General features: G+C 56.5%; 10 protein-coding genes. 4 read left to right on the top strand and 6 right to left on the bottom strand.

The features are described from left to right. Positions 1-374 precede the first annotated feature (374 nt). The 6 genes from CFB81_RS16990 to CFB81_RS36890 form a co-directional block, all read right to left on the bottom strand. Positions 375-2,654 carry a hypothetical protein gene (locus CFB81_RS16990; RefSeq protein WP_089437040.1) on the bottom strand — a complete coding sequence of 760 codons (2,280 nt, stop codon included), beginning with the start codon at positions 2,652-2,654 and terminating at the stop codon, positions 375-377. A gap of 11 nt (positions 2,655-2,665) precedes the next feature. Further along, the gene (locus CFB81_RS16985; RefSeq protein ID WP_089435928.1) at positions 2,666-6,823 is read right to left on the bottom strand and encodes a DEAD/DEAH box helicase family protein; all 4,158 of its coding nucleotides are present in this window, start codon (positions 6,821-6,823) and stop codon (positions 2,666-2,668) included. A gap of 12 nt (positions 6,824-6,835) precedes the next feature. Next, entirely contained in the window at positions 6,836-9,451 is a 2,616-nt protein-coding gene (locus tag CFB81_RS16980) for a hypothetical protein (RefSeq protein ID WP_089435927.1), read from the bottom strand. Next, complete coding sequence (locus CFB81_RS16975; protein WP_089435926.1) at positions 9,417-11,204, bottom strand: class I SAM-dependent DNA methyltransferase; 1,788 nt, start codon at positions 11,202-11,204, stop codon at positions 9,417-9,419. Before CFB81_RS16975 ends, CFB81_RS16980 begins: the two co-directional genes overlap by 35 nt. A gap of 789 nt (positions 11,205-11,993) precedes the next feature. Then, positions 11,994-12,194: a BPSL0761 family protein gene (locus CFB81_RS16965; protein ID WP_089435924.1), complete on the bottom strand. Its 201-nt coding sequence runs from the start codon at positions 12,192-12,194 to the stop codon at positions 11,994-11,996. 534 nt (positions 12,195-12,728) lie between these two features. Then, positions 12,729-13,250, bottom strand: coding sequence for a DUF6471 domain-containing protein (locus CFB81_RS36890; protein ID WP_089435923.1), 522 nt, complete (start codon positions 13,248-13,250; stop codon positions 12,729-12,731). A 615-nt stretch (positions 13,251-13,865) separates the two neighbouring features. Here CFB81_RS36890 and CFB81_RS35530 point away from each other — a divergent pair. From CFB81_RS35530 to CFB81_RS35520, 4 genes are all read left to right on the top strand, one after another. Then, positions 13,866-15,305 carry a hypothetical protein gene (locus CFB81_RS35530; protein WP_143328609.1) on the top strand — a complete coding sequence of 480 codons (1,440 nt, stop codon included), beginning with the start codon at positions 13,866-13,868 and terminating at the stop codon, positions 15,303-15,305. A gap of 496 nt (positions 15,306-15,801) precedes the next feature. Then, complete coding sequence (locus CFB81_RS36140) at positions 15,802-16,755, top strand: TnsD family Tn7-like transposition protein (RefSeq protein WP_179235992.1); 954 nt, start codon at positions 15,802-15,804, stop codon at positions 16,753-16,755. 4 nt (positions 16,756-16,759) lie between these two features. Beyond that, the gene (locus CFB81_RS35525; RefSeq protein WP_143328608.1) at positions 16,760-18,223 is read left to right on the top strand and encodes a TniQ family protein; all 1,464 of its coding nucleotides are present in this window, start codon (positions 16,760-16,762) and stop codon (positions 18,221-18,223) included. Then, the gene (locus tag CFB81_RS35520) at positions 18,220-19,005 is read left to right on the top strand and encodes a hypothetical protein (RefSeq protein ID WP_143328607.1); all 786 of its coding nucleotides are present in this window, start codon (positions 18,220-18,222) and stop codon (positions 19,003-19,005) included. The genes CFB81_RS35525 and CFB81_RS35520 overlap by 4 nt, the downstream gene beginning before the upstream one ends. The last annotated feature ends 208 nt before the right edge of the window (positions 19,006-19,213 follow it).

Genomic DNA, 19,213 nt, shown 5'->3' with positions numbered 1-19,213 from the left:
TGCTGGTCAACCGTCGCACAGCCCATCGCCGCACGCGCGACCGCAGCGATTGCGCTCGAAGGCCAGAATCGGTGGGGACGTAGACGTCCCGCCTGTACATCACGGCAACTTCAAGCATGAACTCTAGCTGTTGATACTAGAAGCCTTCAACGGCAGACCAACCTGCACCGAAATTTGGCGAAAGACTCCGACACCAGTACCGCACTCCGTCACGTCGACAACCCGATAAGCCTAGCTTGCGGGAATCCGGCGGCCGAACCGCCGGCCTTAAGACTCGTTGGCCCGTTAGTCGACCACTTGCCGCAGCCCCCCAGACAGCAGCGGAAATCCCCGGTTGCTCGGCCAACGCAATGAACGCACGATGGATAGCGGCATCATTTCACATTGTTCAGCAATTGAAGAAAGCCTTGGATGTGACCTTTATGGTCGCCATCCTCGCGCGTCGCCGGTCCGCCCCGCAGGACAGAGCGACTGAGCAGCTGGTTCATGGCGATGCACGACGTCTCCGGGACCAATACGCAGTCTGGACACGCACCGGGGTTCTTCGGATTGGCGTCGCAGAGCGAACCTGAGTTGCACGTCAGTGTCTTCTGGTCCAGCAGATGTGCTAAAAATCGCTCATTTGAATTGCGCCAGAGTGCCGACAGGTTACCAAGGTCCATGGTGGTGCCGTTCCGGTAGACAACGAACGCTAGGTCAGTCGGGAACAGGTATTCGCTCAAAGAGCCCAAATCCAACCCTGAATATTCCGCGACTGCCTTCATCATTACGTGCGAAAAAGTATGCAGCAGCGTGTACGTGTATAGATAGACTGACGATGCACTCCTTGACTGCACATTTTCAAGGAAGCGACCGAAGGGTCGAGCTCTTTCGAGCAACTGCGCTCCGAGCGGTTTCTCGTCTTTCGGGTCCCATTCGAAAATGTCTGCTGGGCGCACCTCCTGCAGCCACTTGTACACCGCTAGCTCGTCGAGCTGTACATAAATAGCCTCATTCGCCTGCGTTACGACATACACTGGATTTCGCGGCCCGCCGTGTGCTTGAACCATCGGGAACAGGTTAAGCCGGACTGGCACATTGTCGTCGCGCTTTTTGAAGTAAGGTATCGCCTGCATTCGCGAATAGCCATATGTGAACCGGCACAGGTCGAATTCGCGAATCAGACCCATGGTGCGAAACCCGAGCCTCTTCAGATGCTCCGACGTACGCTTCGTCTGCATCTCCCTAGCCACGCCGTCCTTCGGTGAAAGGTCCTCGTCGGGATATACGAAATTGACGAACGGATGCCTTCCGTAGTCGGTTGCCGGCGCCTCGAGCTTGCTTTGTCTTAACGCCTCGTGTTCCACAGCAAGGCGAAACGGGTCATACCTGCTCGCGAAGCTGCTACGCTCCGAAATCATATTGGCAATGCTAGACGGCAGCCGGAGTTCAGACTGCAGGATGGCATGGTCGCCGGTAAACCAACCGTCTACCATATCCTCTAATTCTTTCTCGCTTCTAACAAGAAAGCTTTCGGCATCGGAGACACTTGCACCGGCAGCTGTCTTCATACTGTTGTAAACAGTTCGCATGGCATTCAAGCCATCGCTCTTTTCCTTGTACTGCTTCCATTTGTCGGCGTGGTTAGCCGTCTCAAGCATCCGGCGCATTTCTTCGAGAGAAGGTCGTTCTCCGGGATACCGATATTTCTTGGCGATGAAGTCGGACAGTTTCCCTGTGCGACTCGGGTCGAGCAGGTTGAACAGCTCCTCTTGCCGCTGCCCAAAGATGACAAATTGCTCCGACTGAGCGTAGTAGGCCTGAGATGCTCGATACGAAATCGGCTCCATGTGAACCTCGGAGATACGCAACCTGGTGTCAGACTGGAAAATCTTGACCGTTTCAGGGTCGTTTTTGACCCAGGCGCTGGGGTCGATATTCTTGCAGCTTGGGTTCGCGCACTGAAAGAACCACTTACCAATATTCGGTGAATCGCTATGCAGAAAAAAATCTTCCGACTGGCACAACGAGCAGCGGTTGATTGGCACTCTCAGCATGCTCTCCTTGTCGTTCCAGTCATAGCGACCTGGCATCACGGGCTCCCACGTGCCCGACCAATGAACAAATATGACATCGAGTTGCCGCCACTGACATACTTTGCCTTCAGACGCCTGGCACTTCCTCGCAGTCAGCTTCGGCAAATTCTTCTTCAGGTCTTTTGCGTCTTTGAAATATCGGAAAAGCCTACAGCGATTGCACGTAAATGTTAGCGGAGCCGGCGCATATCCCATACAGACAGGGTCAACAAAGATGAACTTACTCCGGCTCAGCGCGGGGACCGACGTCCGCTCCTCATTGAGCAGACGCGGTTCGACGCATAGGCGTGCATCAACAGGGAATTTTGCAGTCGCATCCCGGCAGGTATAGGCGCGCTGAAACCAGCCCCGAACGGCCTCGTCCATACGGGTCATAATTTGCGCCTCTACCGCTTCAGGCAGATGTAGCTCGTGCCGGTCCGAATCCGCATCCGGGATTGAGATACACGCGCCTAGACCGCCTTCAAAGGTGAAAAATGCGCCTGGGGCATAGGCTTGAGCCAACTGACCTCGCGAGCGACTCATTGTCGGAGCCTTGGGTTTGCTCTGTTCTTCGTCACGCCCCCCGGTGCGTGTCATCTTTGCTATCGTCATTCTGCGTCGCCCTCTTCCGCGTAGCCGTTACGAATGAGCGCCATGATTTCGCGAACCTCTTCCGATACGAGATATGTTCCCCTGTCATCCTTGCGCGCCAGTCGGATAGTTCCGCCTTGGTCGACGTCCCGCAACGAAGTCATTGGTTTGGTGAGCGTGTCCCGCTTATCATCGAAGAATGCCTTGAGCGTGCTGTCGCGGTTGTTTCGAAGCATCATTTCCTCAAGCAGGTCCTTAATCCGGCTGCGGACCAATGCCCGGTAGAACTGCTCGCCCTCGGGCGCGTAGTGGTCCCTCAAGCCGATAGCTAGTTCGGCAAACGCCGTGATTTGTTGCGCGAACGGCTTGAAGTCCCGTTCCATCGCACCAAGAAAATCGTTGATGGCCTCGTTGGAACGCCAGCGCAGTTTCTCATCGTCGTCCGCCTCAAGAAAGTTACGCGCAGCGATAACGCCACAGAGGCACGCCTGCAGGACGCTAGGTAACGCGCGCTTCACAGCGTTTTCGGCCCACCGGTCTATTGCGGCCGGCTGCACCATTCGCTCGAGAAATCGATGGAAAACATCAAACACTTCTATAACGTATCGGTCTCGGCGTCGCTGCGGCGTGGGAATCAGAACGCAGAAGCCGACGTGCGTGCGGCCGACACGCGAAGACGCCTGAATGTACTCAGCAATGTCAGACGGCATCCCTGCGAAGAACATCGAGTTCAATTCTTCGACGTCCACACCGTGAGAGACCGCAGACGTTGCCACGATGGAGCGTAACGCGTCCTTGATGGGTGGCATCGGCTCACCAGGGCTGACACGACGCTGTGCCTCACTTACGGTTGCTTGAATTTCCCCCTGTTCGACCGACCCCGTAATCAACCGGGTATTGAGGCCGTCCAAGTTATGCCCGCTCACATAGTGAAGCTTCCGCACTTCTTCAGCTTCCGCCGCGATGATTTGGTCACCGCCCTTCTTGTTCGTAACATATGTCAGCGAGATTCGATGCAAGTCCACCAGCGTCGCCAATTCGTCTATCGAGGCATCGCGCATTTTGTCAGCAACCACTTCGCGAATGGGCGATGTCGAAAGGTGCTGAATGAGCTGCTCACGCACCTTTTCCTGGTCCTCCCATTTATCCGATGTGAGGCCCTCGAACAGTTCCGTGATGGTCAGATGAAAGCTGGCCAGTACCGCAACCGTCGTTGAAGTGTGCGGTCTGCCGTTTGTCATCACCGCACTGTAGATTCGCGAAATTGGCGAGCGAACTTCGATATTCTCTGGGCCGTGCAGGGCAGTACGACTTGGCTCGTCATTCCGCGGTTCATCGGGTGCAGCGTAGAACGAGTGGTAAATGTCTGGCCCCGGGTAAGGAAACTGAAGCTCTGGCACGCGGCGCTGATATAAATGTTCCAGCTGACGCTCGGGTTCTGAGACGGTCGCAGAGGCGGCTACCACCTTCGCCCGACGGCGTTTTCCGTCCGGTGTGGATGCTGCGACATTGCGCAACGCCGGATAGATTCCTTCGAACATAGCGTCGAGAGTCGACTCGAAAAGGCCAGCGAACGTACCAAGGCCCTCATCCAGCAGGTGCGCCTCGTCCTGAATCAGAAGTGAGGGATACGGGTCGTGAAACAAACGAAACCCGCCTTCATACGCCGGGAATAGCGTTCGGCAACCATACCGCGCAGGCCCCTCTTTGAGTTCTTGGGGCTTCGGCATATACAGTCGGCCGGTCTCTTCCTTCTGCCATGGCGCGGTGCCAAGCATACCCAAGATACGACGGATGGTCCGCGCAGAATGGCCAATCAGCGCCAGCTTATCGACGGTACCAAGCAAGACCGACGGCGCAAAATCGTAGATGTCGTCATCGACGATATAGAAGGGCAAAGGCTTCACGCCGCCCCGGTTCCACGGGCATTTCTTGCTCGTGCAGATGTGCCCTAGCGTACCGCCCAGCGTTGGAAACCGACGAAGGCCCGTCTCCTCATGGCAGAAGGGGCAAGTTGGTAACTTACGCCAAGCCTTCCGCGCAGCAGCATATTTATCTGACTCTTCGACCAAGTCATTCTCTGTACCGGTCACGGCTTCAATTTCAGGAACATCGCTGACACCACGGTCGGTGAGATGGTTCGGAGAGCCACCACTACCGACCCAAAAGCCGATGGAGAACGGTTCCCCCGTATATCCGTGCTTTTGCCGGACCAATTCCGCCTTTCCCAAAACCTTCGAGGCTCGCTGTGCCTGCTGAATTGTAAGAAGGCGAAGCGGATATCGAATCATCGCCGTTACGCCGAAATTCTTTCCGCGAAGCCGGTCGAGGAACAAAGAGTAAAGCAATAGCCCAAAAAACGCTTCGGACTTCCCCCCACCCGTCGCAAAGTAGAGGAGTGTCACCGAATCGTCCCGGTCTTCATCAAAGTGACTGCGGAACTCGAGCATCCTCGAGACGAGAGCCGGTAAATTGGCCAAGATGAACGCGAGCTGAAACAGTCGCCATTGGGCCGTGTCCTGCTCAAGTCGCAGGCGTTCGTTCATATAGTCAGCCATCGCCTCGTTCATCGCCAACCACGCTTCGAACGGGGCGGCGCGCTTATCGCTTTGAACGCCACGCGCCTTCCAGTGCTTTTTCGCCTCCATCAGGATGTCAATACCGGCCTCGAATGCGCGCTTTTCGCGTTCCCACTTCCCAACATGCTCGGCGAACTCCTTGCGCTCGAGGGCAGCGGCTTCCGGGTCATCCTCCAGCCCCTTCGAACAATCAACTCTAGCGGGCAGTTCCTTGAGCCACTGTTCAAAGGCGCGTGGAATCGCAAGCAGCGAATCCGCGCTTTCCGGTGCTGACAGCCTGCGCACGTTTCGCTCAACGGCATCATGCGTCAACGGGACGATGCGAGGTTGGTTGTAGCGCGGCGTCCAGGTCGTCCGCAGTAGCACACGGCCATCGCCGCTGCACTCGCGTATGCCGCCGTTGTAGCCAATGGCAGGGTAGCTGAGGTACTGGTTATAACGGTAAGACGGCTTAACTCGCGCCAATCGCAGACGCTTATGCATACCGCCCGGCATGCTGGCGGCTATGCCGACAGCAAATATCGTTGGGTCTGCCTCCGTCTTGCTCACCGGAATAACGCTACGGTTTTCGAGCGCCACATGGACGTTAAGCCGCGTCGAATCAAGCCAGTCCGGGGAGATTTGAATGTCCCACTGGACCGAAACCGCAGGGACCGCGGGCGAAAACCTCCGTGCGCGCTGCTCCGCAAGAAACTTCGCCCAATTCTGGTACTGGCTGGGCGGAACGCGTGTACGCTCCGCATAGCCCCAAAGTTTCCCGCCTTTGATAGGGTCCTCGTCGTTCTGCCATGCAATGAGACGGTCCTGAATTACCTTCTTCATCGCGTTCTCGTGTGCAGCGATGGTGGCCGCGCGAGCTTCGGGCGCTTCGTAGGGGTCAAGCTCAAATTCGGGAAGTGCGAGGTCGAGCCTCAGCCACTTCTGGGGTACGTCCAGCGTCTCGTACAGGTCATCACGCAGTTCAATTTGAGAATCGGCCGTCAGGACAACGGCGTCAGCGGGCGCGTTATCGCTCGCATCGCTCTCGGCTTGTTCGAACGCGTCATCCGGGGCCAGCACCACCATCGGTTGCGCAAGTCCAATGCTCCGATAAACCTGGGTCTGAACTTCTTCCTTGATTTTTGGCCAGTCAGGACACTTGTTGTAGTACGGGTAGATGGCCTTGAGCGGTTCCCACCGTTCGGCCAAGATGCTGCGAATTTGCGTTCGGACGCGCGCCGCAACGTCCTTACGAACGCGAAACTGCGGCCGACAATCCGGTCGTGTCTTCACGTCTTCTTCAGTCGGCAAAACCCGCAGATAAAGACTGAACGACGGCTTCAGACGGATGGTTCCCTGTGCAGCTCTGTCGACCTGAAAGTCCAATCCGTGGCTAGAGACCCAGATAGGGCTGGTGACTTCGTCGCCATCATCGATGTTCCGACGCGGTAGGAGAAATCCTGACACGAACTTCTTGCTCGGCAGCGTGCCGTACACCAGTTCGCCGAAAGGACCTTCCCCCGAGATACGGCTGTACATGATGTTGAGTATCGCGTCCGCAACGCCTTCCTTTTTCGTAGCGTCAATGTTTTGGGGATTTACGCGCACAGCAGTCATCTCGGTTCCGCCTCAGTTGGGAAGAAGCACATCAATAACGGTGAACACGTCGTCGAACACTTTGTGCCGCAGCGCCCGAATCGCTTCGGTTGGAACTTTGTTGTATGCGATAACTTCCGCCTCGTCGAATAGCAATCGTGTGTATACGTCCGACACCCAGCGGCCATCCGCGCGCCGCGCTTTTCGCATGTCGAGAATGAGGTTCCAGTACATGATTGTTTCAAAATCGTCGATGCGAAGCGCATGGCAGAACACTTTAAACGCCTTGAACGTGCGCGGTGCGCGTGTTGTGATTTCATCAAATGACTTTCCAATGAGCCCTTCAAGATTCACCCAGTAGGAAAGATTCGACACTTCAGACTCAAGTTCAGGAGACGCGTCGACAATTTTGTCATGGAGCATGCGCAGCTGGCCAGTACGATGACCTTTATGGCTTTTAAAGCATATGTCCAATTGCGAGGAAATGCGCGCGTGATAGCTTCGGAGACCTTCCTCAAACGTGCTGGCGAAGTTCGATTTCGCACCGGCAGCTGACAGAGTTTGCTGCACTGCCTCTCGAAGGTCAGCTGAGATGACAACAATCTCATCTCCCTTTTTAATCTTACCCGCTTCCTTTGCACGAAATCCGGAATGCCCGTCGGCCGCCTCCAGAGCGTTATAGACATATACGGTCGAATGAAATCCTCGCCGAATCAATGGCCCGGTTGTTTCAATTAGTACGGCTTCTCTATCCTCAACGCCCGGTTCGTCGTCGGTCCTATCGAGGAAAGTCAGCTTAAAAGTAGAATTCCACATCCGGTCTTGGCTCCAGAGCGTTTCGACTTTACTGTCAACTCTTTCGCTAAGCGGCGCATAAATCTGGTTGAGACGAGGCCACAACGGTCCAAAAGCTGATAACTCGAAGAGCGGACCCAGCGTGTAATACAGCTGTTTTGCCGCAGGCGCAGCTAAGACCAACGTGACCTGCTGTGGCAGATTCTGATTGGTGACGATTGTCCTCAAAATCAGGGAGCTCATGTCGGCAAAAAGCAACCGGTCGAAGGAGGAGCCCAGGATGGACTGTTCAAGCTCTTCCGCTAGCACGACCCGCCCATTCCAACCTTCGGCATTTTCCGCCGGGAGGAAGCGAGATACCACTTCCTTATGGAAGTTTCGGCGAACTACCACCGCGAGACGCTCGCCTGCCGCGTCCGAGGCAGCTATTTCGATGAGTAGTGCAGCTCCCAGCGGCGTTTGCTCGTCATACGCCTCGACGACCTTGTCGCATTGAAAAAGCAAGGCCTCAAGACGTGCCCGCGCTTCCTTTGCTTTCCCAGATTCGAGAAATCGCCAAACGTTTACCCGGCGACATTTCCAGTCAAAGCTGTCACGTGTTTGTGCGTCTATCTCTCGTTGGCCAAAATACTGCCACATCGCCCGTGTGCTACCTGGCAACTGCGACAGCCGTGTGAGGAAGGTGATGACATCGGTAATGACAGAAGCTTCCGTCGTGTCTGGAGCAAGCTCCGCATACACCTTATAGAGACTATCCAGTAGCGCACCGACCTCATGGTCAGTAACCACAACCTTAAGCGCGCCTTGAGCCGCTCCACCTGCCGGCCGCTCGTCGATTTTTTGAAGACCGAGGCCTTGCTCTGTCTCTAAGAATCCTCGAACGTCGAGAATTTCGCGCTTGACAACCCCTTTTTCCTCGTCGGTTAACATCGCCCGAAATAGTGCCATTTGTCTCGGTTCGTCGGTCACAAACAGAAATCCGGGCGATTGCTCTGGAAAGATGCGCCGGACGCTCACAATAAAATTGAAGAAACGCTGCCGCCAGTCGTGGATTGCGCGAACGGCCTTCCACGTTGCGTCAAGCACGATGACCTGTGGCGCCCCAAATTTTTTAATGTCCTTGAGGGCCTTGTCCAAAGACTCGATAGTAAGGCCGTGACCGAGCGCGAACAGCGCATCGGGAGCATTGCCAGGACCGCTAACATCAGGAAACGTGCAGCTTTTCAGCGCCTTTTTATGAGCGGCATCCGCGAGCTTTGACCGTACCCGAAAATAAAAATGCTCTGTGTAGTCCTTAAACTTCTCTCCATCGCACTCCAGGAAGAAATGCGGCATAAGTTCGTTTATGCACGGCCGGATGTCCGCTTCCTGCAACTCTGTGCGCATACTGTTGACCGCGAGCAAGATGACCGCTTTGCTTCTCAGCAAAGGCAAATCGGGCGCCGGCACTTGGCTACGCGGTCCTTGCGGAAAAAGCATGCGCGACCCCATATCCGTAAGTGAACTTTTGCTCACAAAAAGTCTGTTTAGCGGGTAGAAGGTATTTCGTTTCGCAGGGTAGTATGCGCCTCGAAGACTGCAATTCTCGCCCCCGGCCCACAACTTGAAACAAGCGAGGCTATGCACTAGCGGCAGCGAGTCAAGACTCCCGGGCCAAATCAGCGCAAAGGAAAACTTCCGCTGGAGAGCCGTCTCGATGTACAAATCAACCAATGCGGCTAATGCGTCGCCCGCTACCAGGGCAGTCTCCGCACTTGGCTCAAAGAACCGCACTGCGTGGTCGACCGAGCAGCTATCCTGCCGCCTGCCACCGAGGCTCTCAGGCTGCCGCTCGTGCTCCAACGGCGCGCTCATGGTCTCCCTCCCCCACAGTATCTGTAGATTCTCTTGCCTCGCCGACTTGGGTGGTCGCGAGACCGTAAGCACACCGTACTGCATCCTCCGGCTGCAAACCACGTCGTAATGCGTCCTTCAATCGACGCGTATCCGGCAACGGCAGACTTTCAATCTCATAAGCGGAAACGTTGGTCGCACCTGAAATGCAGCGGAACAGCCGGTCCACGGTTTCCGTACGCAGAACCTTTGATAGCAACAAAGGGCTAATCTCAGCTCGGCTCGACGTGCGTTCGAGAATGCCCACATGATTTTCACCAATGATGCCTCCAAAATCGTCAAACAAACGTTTCGGGACTGGAGCACAGACGAGACGGCTGGGCTGGTCGGACGAGGTGACGCGCTGGTAGACAACGCAGGAATTTGTGACGACTCCTGGACTGTCCAGGCTGCGCACGTCTACGTACCTGTCTGCGAGCTTTGCGCTTTCCCGAAATTCTAGGCGGCCATTCTTCTCAATATCCCGCGACCACAGCAGGGGGATGGCACAGGAGGCTCGCTTGCAGTCGGCTAGTTTGGCAAAGGTTGGTCGTGTGCTCCGATGGATAACGACGGCGCCGGTCTTCGCGACATACCCATAGTCGCGCAGAGTCGACGCGGGGGAACCGAACAACGTTAAGAGTTCAACATCCTGCCGTCGGCGGGGAATAGGCCACGGGCCGTGGCGACCGACCATTTGGTATCGGCCGATAAACTCTTTTTTGCCGTTGACGGACAGCGCAAACACGCGGGTGGTGCGCTCACGCGCATCCTTTATCCACACCGTCACGACCGCATCCTGTTCCGCACCGAGAAATATTCCATCCTTGTCGTGGATAAGGTCAAACTGTGCCACGGCGCCTTCATGGGACAGCGCCTCGCGGACCTTGCTGAACGACTGGCCGGAAAGGAAACTCATCGGCGTCAACAAAACCGCGCGCCCCCCTTTTCGCAGCAAACGGGTCGCTCGCCGAATGAACATGGTGTAGAGGTTCGGCTGACCGAGCATGACGTCGGAGTACTCGGCCCGATACGGTTCACAATCGTCTGCCGTCATCTTTCGGTAAGGCGGATTGCTCAACACGAGGTCGAATGTCCCAGCTTCCCTTCCGAACGCGTTCAGTCCGTCTGCAACGAGGATGCGAAGCTTCGGCTCTCTTCCCGATGCAATTATGTGCGCGGCCAACGCCATTCGAATGAACGCGGCAGCCAAAACGCACAGGAACGAATCGGTATCGCTTCCATATAGGTGGCCTTCTATGTGCTCGATAATCTCTTCAGACGAGCATCCGTCGAACTCCATTTCCTGAGCTATTCGGTGCGCTGCCGGCACCAAAAATGCCGCGCCGCCGCAGGCTGGGTCGATAATCTTGCCAGTACGCAACAGTCTTCCGGCGTTGTCGAGAACTCGACCAGACAGGTATGGCGGCGTGAAGTACATCGCTTGCTTCTTGCGAATGTCCTTGTCCAGTAGAGCCGCGTAGGCCGAGGAAAGCCAGAAAGCCGCATCCATGACATCGCGCTCTGCGAGCCACTCGGAAAACTCATGGACTGTGGCATGTTGCTTCAGCTCCTTACGGACCGAAAGCGTCGGTGCACGCAAGGTGCGAAAAGCTAGTTTGTGCCATCGCAAAAGCACAGCCTGAATAAGGTCTCGAGGTGTTATAGCATCGGCGAGGAGCGGCTTCATCATGCGAAGCAGCCGCGTGAATCCCTGTTGGTCCTGTGGCAGCATCCCCGTCTCGCAGTGGTTGTTCGTTTTCCAGACCCGCCGTTGGCTTTACTTCATTGCCAAGAGAGAATCCCATACAGGCGTATTAATGCTTCTTTTCGATGACGTGCGAGCCGATTCGAATATCTCGAAATCGACGCGCACACGAGCCTGACCCCATTTCTAGCACTCGAGGCGCCTGGTCTCAACGCCGTAACACGTATTCTCTTTTCCCGGTACAACGGGATGTCGCTACCGCTTTCTCGGCGCTTATATTACCGTGCTTTGACGCCACAAACGAATCGATTAGGGCAATGTTCCCCACTCAAATCAATGAAACTGGCTGGTTCCAAGCGGGGTTACATCGGGTAATAACGACACGTGGCAATGGGAACTGCGACTGCCGACCAAGCTTCACATTCAAAAAATGCAATTTCGGGGGTACCGGCGGATGAACCGTGGTCCGACAACAATAGCCCTGCTGGCTGGCTACCTTAGCCTTAGCACCAATAGGAACGGCAAACGCGGCTGGCTGGCTAAAATGGGCGGCCGTGGGAGGGAGCGTGGGGCATCCGGTATTTTGCAGGGTATCGAACAGGTCACCGAGCTGTTGAAGACATATTTTCCAGCCAGTCGCCCGTCTCTCGGCGAGTTTCTGAACGCGCCGGTGATGATGTGATGCGAGGGCCTAGCGTGGGATTTTCACGGTTTCCCGATTGAACGAGGAGCAGGAATTCGCAAATCGCAGTGTCGGTCGCCTTGCCGAACGTGAGGCCGCCGAATTGCCGGCATCATCCTTCCATCTGCATACGGTCAATGTCGAGGCGCACCCCAAATTCCCGGCAATGCCGCAGCAGACAACTCGAGGTCGATGTCGAGCGGGTAGTGCCGAAGCAGCCGTGCCGCGACCGACTGAACACCGGCGTCGTTCGATGCGCCGTCGACAGACGCAAGCATCTGTAAAAACTTGCGTGTTTCGACTACCGATTGCGTGCGTTCATACGCAGTGGTCACCTGCCCCTCCGAGGAACTGCTTAGTGACATCCGTGTACGATGGAACGCCGTGCACATCGCACCAGCATTTCCAAACGTATTCTGCATTGCTCGACCAGCCGGGTTGTCCGATGAGCTGGTAAATGCGCCCGGACCGCGTCTCGCCGCGTAACGCAAGACAGTCAAACGTAATGACCTGAGAGCTGACACGCCCCGTGGAGTCGCGCTTGTCGATACCGACGAAATGCCGAGTTCCGTCATCCGTCTCAAGGATGCTCCATCGGATTAACGAGACTCCTGGCTCGTCGCTCACCGGGGCGATTTTCCAAATAGGCATAAACGCCTCCTGTTCGGCGCCGAAGCACTCGTGCAGAGCGTGGGGCCGCGCTCTGGCCGTCATGCCCCGCGATATGGCCGCGACCCAACCATGCCACCCTGTGTTGGTGCCCGGCCAACGGCGTCCGCAGACGAAACCGACCTCAGAAATCGATACAAATGTCGCGCAAATGAAGTCTAGCTGATGATGGACGAAAGGCAAGTCTGCGGGCTGCGAACTCAGTTCGTCGTGTGCGCTCCTCGCGTTACGAGGGCCGCAGATGCGAGGTCAGGAAAGTCGATGAACCGGTCGAGACTCGAACTCCCCAGTACGGCAATGCACTGCAGAAAGAGAGAAAGACTCATCGTGCCAGTGGATAGCTGCAATGCAAGCGCCCGCTCGTTGATATCAGTGCCGATGTCAGCCAGGAGCGCTGAGAGCTTTGACGGCGTGACCCATGGTCTCTGTGCTAGTTCGACCGCCGCAACCGCTTGTGCGCGGTCTTCCCAGGCTCCTGGGCGCCTAACAGCATCCACCCATAGGCACGGAGGAACGGCACCGGTAACCTCGATTATTTGCAGCAGGAGCGTCAACTTGACGGTCCCTCGCGAGACGCGCGAGATGAGCGAACGCTCTGTCTCCTTCACCTCGATAGAACTCAACGCATCGGCAAGTTGCGCATAACCGACACCCTTACGCTCAAGAGCGACGCGGATAACCCGAGAAGCCAGGCCTGCCCACAGCGCATCTTCCTCGTTCACAAAAAGTCCCTTGTGTTTTGATTGGAATGAGCTAAATTCGACGTGACAAATGTCGCGGCGCCATTCTCGCCGCCGGCGCGGGCCCACACCACTCCTGGCGGGGCTCGGATGCCCTGTCCCCGCCGTTAACTACAGTCGATTTTCGTTGGACCGCCCCGCCATATCAATTAAAAAAGACGAGGGGGTCAGTGATTTCGTCCGGAGATATAGTGCGCGCCTTTCTTGGCCTTGAGTTTATTGCCGCGCCACACAGACGCAAACGCCGTCGAGCAACGAGCACTTGCAATAGAGGGACCGCATCGGATACCATCGCAACCCAATAGGCAAAACGCTATTGAAAACTTAACTCGATAGTATATCGCGAAATGGTGTCAGGCGCTAGTTAACCTTGCTGCCCGCTCTGAGTAGCACCGATTACGGGAGAACGACTCTGAAGTAAGTCCCGACAATACCAACCGCTCCGAAATAAAAAACGGCGGCCCGGGGTCCAGCCCGGGCCGCCGTTCCGCGGTGCAGCCCGAAGGCACACACACACGCATTGCGCGCGTAGAGTGCCAGACGGGATGCGCCTTGTCAACCCACGCCTGTACATAGGCGGATAAGGCATCCTTGCCCATGAGTCAGCTGTCTCAACGCACCTCTACGCGCTCAAATTCCGAATCTCGCAGCGCCCGAAACACGCACTCACCGCACACTCTCAACGCGCCTATCAAGGCTGTCCGCGAGCAGCGCGCCGACGCGGTGACCAAGCGCGCGGTTATCGAGAGCTACGACACGAAGGAAGCGAACCCTTGTCTTTCGAACATCCGTCAGCTGCAATCGCTGGAAGACGCGATGACAGCCATGACGCGCCTGCCTGGGCTCGGAGATTGCCCTCCAGAATCGGAGGGCGGCGACCTCCTTATTCCAACCCCTGAACATGGGAGGCTATGCCTCGACATTGTTAGGGCTGTAATTGACGGCTACCGGCACCGCAATTTGTCTTCACCAGAGTTTCGGAGAATTGCTACCGCGTCGGCCGTACTCGTCAATCATCCCGACGACCGGCACGGCCATTCGCTTCCGACGCCAGTTTTAGCGGTTCCAGGTGCAAGGCCGCGCGGATTTTTTGCCGTGATACCGGCCGGCACCGGTCGCCGCGTAACGGCGCTCGCAATCGCCGCCTATCTGAAGACGGAACCGATAGTTATCGAGGTCGCGCTCCAAGACGGCCAGATGAGTCGCTATCTGCAATTGCCTGCCATGCGAATCGCTTGGCCTGCTAGAGGTTCGTTGCGCAGCTTCGCGAAAGCATTTATTGCGAACGTCGATGCGACGGTCGGGACAACGTATCTAGCCCGCAATCGGGGTGCACTGCATCGCGGTGAGCAGGAGGTTATCGCCGCCCTGTGCGCCTTTGCGGTCGCACTCAATCTTGGTGTGCTCATCGTCGAGCGCATTAACACGCGGGTCGCCCGCGGGCGGGATGCTGAAATGCTTTGGGACGCTTTAGGCCAGTTCACGTCTGCCACGGGAATTCCAGTGCTGTGCCTCGGCACTCCGGGCGCCGCCGCAGCCCTTTCCGAACAGAGCAGCGCGATAGGCGAACTCGTCACGCATAGCGTCTATAGCCTTCCGGCCGACATCCCGACGTCAGAGGTATGGTGCCTCTTCGCCAAATTTCTTTTCGCCAAATACCTGAAAGATGTAGTTGGTTCGAACGAGCCCGACTGGTTCACCGAGCGCTTGTGGCAGGAATCGTACGGGCACTATCGCTTGGCGAAAAAGGCCTGCATCCACGTATCAAGCAAGCTACGTGCGACCGAATCAAATCGACTCTCACCGGAAGATTTCGTCCGATACGCGAGGGAGGCACTGACGCTCGAGCAACCCCATCTCCGGGCTATCAGATTATGGCGAAGCGGCGGCGGCAGATTTACCGCGACAAGCATTCGTCGCCATGGTGACTGGCTTCCACTCGACGCGCTCATGACCACCGTTCCAGGACTGGTCGACGAACATGGGCAGCTTGGTCTCATTGCAAGCGACAACAGAGCTGAGGCACAAAGTGTTTAGGACTTACCTACCCGCAGCTCCGTGGGAAACGGCGACAAGCATTCTCGCGTGCGCCGCCTATACAACTGATTCTCGTATCGCGAAACAGCTCTTTGCTGGTTGCATGCGCCGGAACGCGCCCCTCGTCGGCACCTTACCGTGTCGGGCATGGAGATTTTGCGAGGCCACCGAGCAGGCTTACGGCGACGAGCACAATGTTCTGCGTACCCACACTCTTTTGCCGCTGTACCTGCACGGTATGGACCCGGAACTGCGGTCACGCGCGGAGAGCCAGCTTATCGGCGGCACGCGTAGCCGCATTTGCGCCCCGCGACTGAGGCCGGTCCTTGAATGCGGAAACAGATATGGCCTGCAATGTCCTGAATGCGCTGCAGAGGCGCACCACAACTACGGCCGCCGCGTTTCCTTTTGCTTCCACTGCGCGCCGTTTGTTACCCGCTGCCCACTCCACGAGTGTCGGTTATTTAGCGACGACGAATGCAGTACCTTGGAGAGCATGCTCGCGACTGCTCGCGGCACACTTCCGGCAATAAATGCGCTCCGTTTCGCGCGTCTTGCAAAACGCATCGCGTGCGATAGCGTCGAAGACGTCATCGTTGACATCTGGAGTCGACTACGCGACCGCGGCTATATTTGCCCCGGCGGTAGCATTCGCTTGGCCGCGCTCCGGAGCAATTTTTCCAAGATGTTTTCAGCAGGGTTCGAAGATGTCCGGCTGAACGAACTTCTCGCGAGCGCGGACCCATGCGAGACTTTCGTCCGTTGCGTACTGAAGAATCGCGCCACCCATCCAGTTTATCTCGTCCTAATGGACTGGCTCTCGACAGACGTCGATTTCGCGAAATCTGTGCCTTCTCATTCTGTTGGTCGTGCATCGACCGCGGCAATTCGGAAAGTCCCAGCGTCGTCGTTGACTACGATAAAACGACACGAATGGACAGAGCATCTACGCCGTTATCCCAGTATGACCAGGACACAGACACGCCTTCTCCTGCCGGCTACATGGGTCTGGCTGTACCGTCACGACCGCGAGTGGCTGAACAATAATCAGCCACCCCGCACCCGACCCAACGGTACACGCAGGAGAATGCCATTTCCACAGCAGGTCGCTCAATCCATCTCGTCGAGCAAGGGTGAACTACGCTCTCGTCAGAAGTGGTTTCCCCCTTTGCCATCCGCCTATCAGATGCGACTTTCATACGGGATGAGTGACTACGGGTTCAACTGGGCCGCACGCGAGTTGGGCGGTGTTGGACGACACGCTGCGTTGCCGGCGCTTAAAGAAGTCTTCGTGGCCAAGAGGGTTGCGGCGGCGATTACGGCCTTGAATGAAACGGGCATGACACATAGTGAAGTGAACGTTGCCCGGCAGGCGCGATTGCGCCTCAGCACAGTGGTGCGATATCGGCGGCTTTTTGTGCCTTCAACGGCTCACCTTCACGGAACCTAATTTCATGGCCGCATCGTTCTTTCCCACGCTGTTGATGACAACCATTTCGCCCGGCGAGCACTTCGCGTTTTATCTAGCCAGGCAGCAAGGATTCGGCAGCCAAGACTTCGCGCCGAAGTCCTGGTTGTGGCCGAGCGGGCTGGCGACCCTCATCGACCAGTTCCGTGACTATGTTGGCACCCACGACCAGGTGCTTTCTGGAAATACGCTCTATCCACTGTTCGCTCGCTTCCTGCCGGACGAAAGCAGAACGGCGTTGCGCACGCACCTGCTCCACAAGTCGAGAAGCGGTATCGCGACGACAACGGGGCTAGGCGGTCCGTTATCGGGATGGGTGCAGGCAAGAATCGCGTGTTGCCCGCGCTGCATTGAACAGGACATTGCTCCCTGCGGGAAGTCATTTTGGCGTCGCGACAATTTGATTCCTGGACTGCTCTTTTGCCAACAGCATGAAATTCCGCTGCATGTCGCGTGTTCGCGTTGCGCGGACTTTAGAAGGCGCTCTTGGATGACTGACCCGAGGGCGCACTGCGGTTGTGGCCTGCGGGCGATTCCTGCGGCAGCCGGGCTCAACGACGTTGAGGCATCAGCAGAAATTGAATTGGCGAAGGTGACATCCATGTTGCTCGACCCTACCTATCTTCCCGGTCTCAACCACTCAAATTTGGCTGCCGTGGTGGCACGCACCGCTTGGGAACAGCAGCTGACTCGTGGAGGCCAAGTAGATTGGTCTCGCGTGGAAGCACTATTGCAACGATGGCGCCACCGGCGCCTGCTGATGCGGACTGGTTTCCCTCCTGCACGTCACTCGGCGCTCAGGGAAGCCATCACCGGAAGGCGTGTGTTGCGTCATCCGGTGCACAGCATAATCTTGCTGAAGGTTTTGCACGGCACGTGGCGCGACGTTGAACGTTCGTTTTTGCACATTGCCGAGGACAGCCATGCGACATTCCTGAGAACGGAACAACCTCTCGACCGGCGGAAGCCTCGGCCTATCGGTCGGGTACAGTGGCTCGCGCAAAACAGGGAGCGATATATACATCGCTACACGCAAGAATACCGGCAACTTCGTGAGCTTCATCCGAGCGAGACGCATGCAGCATTAATGCGACGCCTTCCATCCGGAGCGGCGATTTTCCTATCGCGAAAGCGACTGTCAGAGGCAGGAGTACGCATCTCCCCGGCCGCTCATAGCAACGAGGGATACAGAGACGACTACGACGAAGCACTCGACGCTTCTCTATCTCGACACGTGCGCGATTCGGCGCGGGCTCTACTTGCTTCCGGGCATCGGCAGCGACTGTCACGGACAGTCTTGTTCAATGGTCACCGGATGACGCGTGCGTGGGCCAGAATCAAGACACGGTTGCCGCTGACAATACAGGCACTTGCAGAGTGTGAGGAGACCCGGGCCGCCTTCGCTCGTCGTTTGCAAACGCTGCGGCACGTGGAAGAGGAGTCGAAATGAACCTTCTAAAGCTGCCTCGCCCGTTCACGACTCCAAGGGACATCAGCCTGCCTGCGATAGACCATTTCTGCTTTCTGCACGGCGAGCCATACGAGCCGTTCTTGAAGGCGAGAGCCAGCCGCCTGAGCACGCGAACGACCGCATTCGGCATGAAGTTCAGACGCCGCTATGAGCTACTGTCCATGAACGAACTACGTATCTTACTTTCGTTGTGCTTCAACCCATACGTTGTTGATATTCGAGAGCAGTATGCAATTTTCAATGATGAGGACTACTGGCGAGTATATGCGGCAGGCAAACGGATGCTCCGTACTGACGTCAGAACCATCGATTTCTACGTAACGCACTTACTGCCTGGCAGTGTACAGCTACACAACCACGGCATATCGATAAAAGAGCCATCATATGTACCCAATGAAAAGGAACGTCGACGTGAAGAGTGGGAAAAGCAGACCATGGCGGAGATGAACGGGACGTGGGAACTCGTTCGAGGCGACGCAGTAAGCAGCCGCGAGTTCGCGAACAATTGGGCGATGTACCGCACCATACGAGAGCAAAACTTGCGAGCACTATATGACCAGGCGCTGTGGTTTTCTAAAAGACTGCTATCCGGGTCGACTCGAGGGACGATGGATTCGGTTCTTGCGCGCGTTTCACGAGCGCTCGGCATCGCTGAAGACAACGGCCATCGCCTATTCGCAGTAGGCGCCTCCTTCGGATTCTTGACTGTCGACCACGAGAAGGAACTGCTGCCCAGCGCACGCCTTCACCTCATTCGATAGTAAATATTCGATTAGCCAGACGGACGACCGCTCTTAGGTCGCGACGTCTCAACGAAGCATGCTTTCCGTCGCAGATTCGCGGTTTTGACATGAAAAATCCAGACGATAGTTTTCCGCAGACACCCGTAGTGGACGCGAATTTTCGCTCGAGACTTATCGCACTGCAGTCGGCTACTTGGCCCTGCAATCTGAAGCGATTTCGCCCATT

The sequence above is a fragment of the Burkholderia sp. AU28863 genome, assembly GCF_002223195.1.
Taxonomy (GTDB): domain Bacteria; phylum Pseudomonadota; class Gammaproteobacteria; order Burkholderiales; family Burkholderiaceae; genus Burkholderia; species Burkholderia sola.
The sequence above is the reverse complement of the archived record's forward strand: the minus strand, read 5'-3'. Positions and strand labels throughout refer to the sequence as shown.